The organism is Mesorhizobium sp. M7A.T.Ca.US.000.02.2.1, from assembly GCF_003996995.1.
In the GTDB taxonomy this organism is placed as follows: domain Bacteria; phylum Pseudomonadota; class Alphaproteobacteria; order Rhizobiales; family Rhizobiaceae; genus Mesorhizobium.
The window spans coordinates 1-549 of sequence record NZ_RZTT01000883.1; the positions used below are offsets into that span (position 1 = coordinate 1).

Annotated in this window: 1 protein-coding gene; it reads right to left on the reverse strand. The window is 64.3% G+C overall.

Annotated elements, in window-relative coordinates; translation table 11 throughout:
• Positions 1–329: heme-binding protein (locus EOD15_RS35275; protein WP_127409384.1), on the reverse strand; the 329-nt coding region annotated here is incomplete at its 3' end.
• Between the last annotated feature and the right edge of the window lie 220 nt (positions 330–549).

The window sequence follows — 549 nt, forward strand, 5'->3', positions numbered from 1 at the left end:
GCTCCGGCCTTGTCGCGGATCAGCACGCCGCCGACGACCGGCAGCACGCGTCCGCCAGAGACGTCTGAGATGCCGGCAACGAGGTCCGGGCGCTCCTTGGCGAAAGCCTCGACTTTGCGCGAGCCCATGCCGATGGCGAGCGCACCATAGGCCTTGCCGGCCGACATTTGCGGGCGCAGGAACGAGGCGCCGTCCTGGCGCTGGAAGGCGACCAGATGCCCGCCGGCGTCGAGCACCGAGACGCCAAGCGGCTTAAGCTTGAGATCGGAGCCCTTGGCAAAGGCGGCATCGATGATTTGCCTGGCTTTTTCGAGCGGCAGTGCGGTCATGGCGGTCTCCTGTCTGAAAGGCGTTGATCATCGACCGTCGACGGGCGAGATAACATCCCGGTTTCGGTTGAAATTGCTTCGCGTGAAGAGGTGGGAAGGAAGCGACCGTCACAGCCTCCGGATAGGAGTTGGTGCCTGTGCGGCTTCAGGTCATTTTTTCTTGGCGCGGGCCGGCTTCTTGGCAGGTTCCGCTGGCGCGTTGGCGAGGTCTTCGGCTTCC